The 4,955-nt window shown below is 63.3% G+C and carries 5 protein-coding genes and 1 pseudogene; 4 read left to right on the plus strand and 2 right to left on the minus strand.

What is annotated here, in order from left to right:
* The 4 genes and pseudogenes from ENZ75_RS20765 to ENZ75_RS20780 all read left to right on the plus strand — a co-directional run.
* The coding region (locus tag ENZ75_RS20765; protein ID WP_128278278.1) for an SDR family oxidoreductase at positions 1–344 on the plus strand (344 nt) is incomplete at its 5' end.
* Between the two features lie 76 nt (positions 345–420).
* Positions 421–1,836: pseudogene (lpdA, locus tag ENZ75_RS20770) on the plus strand (dihydrolipoyl dehydrogenase); the annotation flags it as partial.
* 174 nt (positions 1,837–2,010) lie between these two features.
* The gene (locus ENZ75_RS34635) at positions 2,011–2,394 is read left to right on the plus strand and encodes a hypothetical protein (RefSeq protein ID WP_206526340.1); all 384 of its coding nucleotides are present in this window, start codon (positions 2,011–2,013) and stop codon (positions 2,392–2,394) included.
* Between the two features lie 183 nt (positions 2,395–2,577).
* A complete protein-coding gene (locus tag ENZ75_RS20780) occupies positions 2,578–3,171 on the plus strand; it encodes a DUF2867 domain-containing protein (RefSeq protein ID WP_082826601.1) in 594 nt (197 codons plus the stop codon).
* Between the two features lie 10 nt (positions 3,172–3,181).
* Here ENZ75_RS20780 and ENZ75_RS20785 read toward each other — a convergent pair whose 3' ends face one another.
* The gene (locus ENZ75_RS20785) at positions 3,182–4,252 is read right to left on the minus strand and encodes a TraB/GumN family protein (RefSeq protein WP_063169536.1); all 1,071 of its coding nucleotides are present in this window, start codon (positions 4,250–4,252) and stop codon (positions 3,182–3,184) included.
* A gap of 230 nt (positions 4,253–4,482) precedes the next feature.
* A partial coding sequence (locus tag ENZ75_RS20790) for a tyrosine-type recombinase/integrase (protein WP_164887902.1) occupies positions 4,483–4,955 on the minus strand: 473 nt, incomplete at its 5' end.

Consider the following 4,955-nt stretch of genomic DNA (forward strand, 5'->3'; position numbering starts at 1 on the left):
GCGGATCCATCGTCAACATCTCGTCGGCCGCGGCGACATTGGGCTCGCCGGGCGAATATGTCGATTATGCCGCCTCCAAGGGCGCCATCGACACCTTCACCGTCGGGCTCGCCCGTGAGGTGGCGCTAGAAGGCATCCGCGTCAATGCGGTGCGGCCGGGCATCATCGACACGGACATCCACGCCTCCGGCGGGCAGCCGGACCGGGTGGAGCGGTTCCGCGATCTGCTGCCGATGAAAAGAGCCGGTACAGTGGATGAAGTCGCGGGCGCGGTTCTCTATCTTCTCTCCGACGCCGCGTCCTATACGACGGGCGCGATCCTGAATGTAAGCGGCGGCCGCTGAGCGCTCTCAAGCAGATCGAGCATGATGTTATCCGAAAACCGCGTCACACTTTTCGGCATCATGCTCAAAACAGAAGGACAGTATCATGGCTTATGACGTCGTTATCATCGGATCGGGACCCGGCGGCTATGTCTGCGCCATCAAGGCGGCGCAGCTCGGGCTCAGGGTTGCGGTGGTCGAGAAGAACGCGACCTTCGGCGGCACCTGCCTGAACATCGGCTGCATCCCGTCCAAGGCGCTGCTCCATGCCTCCGAGATGTTCGCCGAGGCCGGCCACTCCTTCGACACGCTCGGCGTCGAGACATCGGCGCCGAAATTGAACCTGAAGAAGATGATGGCGCACAAGGATGCGACGGTGTCGTCGAACGTCAACGGCGTCGCCTTCCTGTTCAAGAAGAACAAGATCGATAGTTTCCGCGGCACCGGCAAGGTGCTCGCCGCCGGTAAAGTGTCGGTCACCTCCGAGGACGGCAAGGTCGAGGAGATCGAGACGAAGAACATCGTCATCGCCACCGGCTCGGATGTCGCCGGCATTCCCGGCGTCAAGGTCGACATCGACGAGAAGGTGATCGTGTCGTCGACCGGCGCGCTGTCGCTGGATAAGGTTCCCGGCCATCTGGTGGTGGTCGGCGGCGGTGTCATCGGGCTCGAGCTCGGCTCGGTGTGGGCGCGGCTCGGCGCCAAGGTCACCGTGGTCGAATTCCTCGACACCATCCTGGGCGGCATGGACGGCGAGGTCTCCAAGCAATTCCAGCGGTTGCTGGGCAAACAGGGCTTCGAGTTCAAGCTCGGCGCCAAGGTCACCGGCGTCGCCAAGGCCAAGAAGGGTGCGACCATCACCTTCGAGCCGGTCAAGGGCGGCGCCGCCGAGACCATCGAGGCCGATGCCGTGCTGATCGCCACCGGCCGCCGCGCCTATGCCGACAGCCTCGGGCTCGGGGAAGCCGGCGTCGAGGTCGACGAGCGCGGCCGGGTCAAGACCGATGGCCATCTCAAGACCAATATCCCGGGCATCTATGCCATCGGCGATGTCATCGCCGGGCCGATGCTGGCGCACAAGGCCGAGGATGAGGGCGTGGCGGTAGCGGAAACCATTGCCGGTCAGGCCGGCCACGTGAACTATGACGTCATTCCGAGCGTCGTCTACACCAGCCCGGAAATCGCCTCGGTCGGCAAGACCGAGGAAGAATTGAAGAAGGCCGGCATCGACTACAAGATCGGAAAGTTCCCGTTCAGCGCCAATGGCCGGGCGCGCGCCATGCTGCACACGGACGGTTTTGTGAAGATCCTCGCCGACAAGCAAAGCGACCGCGTGCTCGGCGTCCATATCGTCGGCTTCGGCGCCGGCGAGATGATCCACGAGGCGGCGGTGCTGATGGAGTTCGGCGGTTCGTCGGAGGATCTCGCCCGCACCTGCCATGCGCACCCGACGATGTCGGAGGCGATCAAGGAGGCGGCGCTGGCGACGTTCTTCAAGCCGATCCACATCTAAGGCCCTTTCATAAACTCTACTCCGGCGGCCATCTGGCGAGGTTTTCTCCGCTTTCACAGCGCCGCGCGTCCCTCCTGGACGCTCAAAGGATGCTGTGACCCTTTTTGATTGGCGCATGATCCTCTCCGAAAAAATCGGACTGATCTTCGGGGTCATGCGCTGCTCACGGACCCAATGTCCGCTGCGCTCCGGTTCTCGAAAACCACACCAGCTGACTCACCGGAGCGAGTTTCTGGAAAGGCCTTTCTGGCGGCCCCTACAAAACAAAACGGCCCGCTTTTCAGCGGGCCGTTCGTAACTGATATCGAGCCAATCACTGGGCCGGTGCAGGTGCCGGCGCAGGGGCTGGTGCCGGCGCAGGAGCCGGTGCGGGCGCGGGTGCCGGGGCAGGCGCCGGTTCTGCAGGTGCCGGAGCAGGCGCGGGCGCAGGTTCAGCCGGCTTCATCGGTTCCGCCGGTGCAGGCGCTGGGGCCGGTGTGCTGGCCGCCGGCGGCTCGGCGGGTGCCGGGTGCTCACCACTTCTTCCGAAAACATAATACGCGACAACCGCCAGAATAACGACGACCAGTGCAATCAGCCAACCGCTACCACCGCCGCCGCCACTTGGCCTTGGTGCGTTGGTGGACGAATTGAACGGGTCGTTTGGATTCGGTGTGTTCGCCATAAAAGTGTCCTCCGTGGATGAAAAATATCAATCAACACCATACAACGCGCAATCATTGAACTGGTTTCACGCTAGGGTTGGAAAACGCCAAAAACAAGGACAATCCTGCCCTTCCGCAGCCGGAGTGGCGTCGTTTCGCCACGCAGCGCGCCAAGTTTGCGTCTGTTAAGGTCGAATCAGAGGGTTTTGCCGTGACGAATCCGTCAGCTCAGCTTGTCCCGAATCACTGCGATGCTCTCGCCAGAGCCCAGTTCGCAGACCGCTATGTGCTGGTCACTGAAGGCCTTTCCTTAACCGCATTCGGCGCGGCCGAACGCGCTCTGGGGCGAACGCCGCCCTGGGTCGGCAGGCTCATGGCGCTGCGCAATCTTGCCGTCAGGCCGTTCCGGCTGAAGACGGGCTTGGAAACTGCGGTGTTGCCGTCGGGCCGGATCGGGATATTTCCGCTCATCAGCCAGTTTCCCGGCAAGGTTGTGCTTGGCCTCGACGACCGACATCTCGATTTCCGTGTTCTGGTCGAAGTCAGGGATCTTGGCAGCGGCCGGCAAGAGGTGGCCGCGACGACGATCGTCAAGACGCACAATTGGCTCGGGCGCGCCTATCTCGCGATCATCATGCCGTTTCACCGGATGGTCGTCCCGGCGATGCTGGCCCAGATCCTGGCGAAGTAAGCTGAAGTCACTAAAGTCCGACAGGCGTGACGGTGTAACCGGCCTTGCGGAAATCCTCGACCAGGCCTTCGGGGCCGGGAAGGTGGAGGGCGCCGACCGCCATGAAGACGTTGCCCCTGGCAAGGATCGGTTCGGCATGCTCGACCATCACCTTGTTGCGGCTGGTGATCATGGTTTCCTCGAACGCCGCATAGCCCGCGGGGTCGTCCGTGCCCTCCGGCATGGCCACGCGAAACAGCGGCCAGAACATTCCGGTGTCGCCGCGCTGGTAGAGCACGATCATGGTTTCGTTGATGTCGTTGATCTTATCGCCGAGCTTCAGCGTGTCGACGAGGCCCTTCATGTGAAACGCCAGCGGCAGCGAGGCCATGGCGCGCAGCTGGCTTTCAGCCGTCTCCAATCCTTCCACCGGCTTGCCGGAAGCCTTCGCACCTTGCGCCAGTCTGACATCGAGCACCGGGGCGCCGCCTGACTGGCGGGCCAGCTCGCAGGCCGGCAGTGCCATCATGGCCGAGAGCATCCACGGCTTCATCTTGGCAACCGTTGCCGGAGGAATGCCGCGTGCGTCGAGCGCGGCGTTCATGGCCGCCGCATCGTCGGGCGACAGCAGCGACGCCAGCGTCGTCGAATCAGTGAACATCATCAGGTCCGGCTCTTTGAGCATCGCGACCATCATCTTCTGCTTGTCGAGCACGTCCGTGGTTTCGATGATGATGGTGCCGGCGGCGTCATAGGCTTTCTGCGCTTCGGGAGGCAGCGTGGTGACGCGCGGGTCGGTCATATGCATGGTGCCGAACAGGAAGGACGGCTTCTCGCCGGGCTTTTCCAGCTTCCATAACAGGCCCTTGCCGTTCGGCGTCGCGGCGGCTTCCGCTTCGATCTTGCGGTAGCTCGCCGGATCGTTCTTCTGCAGGGCCGACAGCATGTCGGCACCGGTGCAGGTCGGGACTTCGGCATGCGCCTTGCCGGCCGCGAACAGCAGCACGGCGAGGAACGACAGGAAGAACAGAACATTGAGCGCGACGAGCAGCTTCAGCGACACGGAAGCAGCACGGTCGGCGATGGCTATGACGCGTTTCATGAGCCTCTTCTAGGACTGAAAAGCGGCAAAACGGTTAACCTGTGCTGAGAAATTGTCTTGGACTGGCTATCGCGCTCAACTGACGTCGATGGGGCTCATGCTTCAACGATTAGCGGAAACGCCCATTTCTTCGTCATCCCAGGGTCTCCGCGACGGAGCTTCGCTCCTGCTTCGCCCAGGGATGACGACGTTGGGGAGGCTTTCGGCCAAATGGTGAACGTTACTGGCGTTCACGCCCTGGGATGCGCCTGCTCATAAATCTCGAGCAGCCTCGCGGTGTCGACGCCGGTGTAGATTTGCGTCGTCGACAGGCTGGCGTGGCCGAGCAGTTCCTGGATGGTGCGCAAATCACCGCCGCGGCCGAGCAGATGCGTGGCGAAGGAATGGCGCAGTGCATGCGGCGTCGCGGTATCGGGCAGGTTGAGCGCCGAGCGCAGCTTGGCCATGTCGCGCTGGACGATGGCCGGGTTGAGCGGGCCGCCGCGGGCGCCGCGAAACAACAGGCCCTTGGGGTCGAGATGGTAGGGGCAGAGCCGGCGATATTCGGCGATTGCCCTGAGCGCCACCGGCAGCACCGGCACCAGGCGCGTCTTGCCGCCCTTGCCGGCAACGCGCAGCACCGTGTCGGCCGCCGACGCCAGATCGGCGCCGGTCAGGCCGAGCGCCTCGGAAATGCGCAGGCCAGAGCCGTAGAGCAGCGTCA

Source organism: Mesorhizobium sp. M7A.F.Ca.CA.002.04.1.1, from assembly GCF_004022805.1.
In the GTDB taxonomy this organism is placed as follows: Bacteria; Pseudomonadota; Alphaproteobacteria; order Rhizobiales; family Rhizobiaceae; genus Mesorhizobium; species Mesorhizobium ciceri.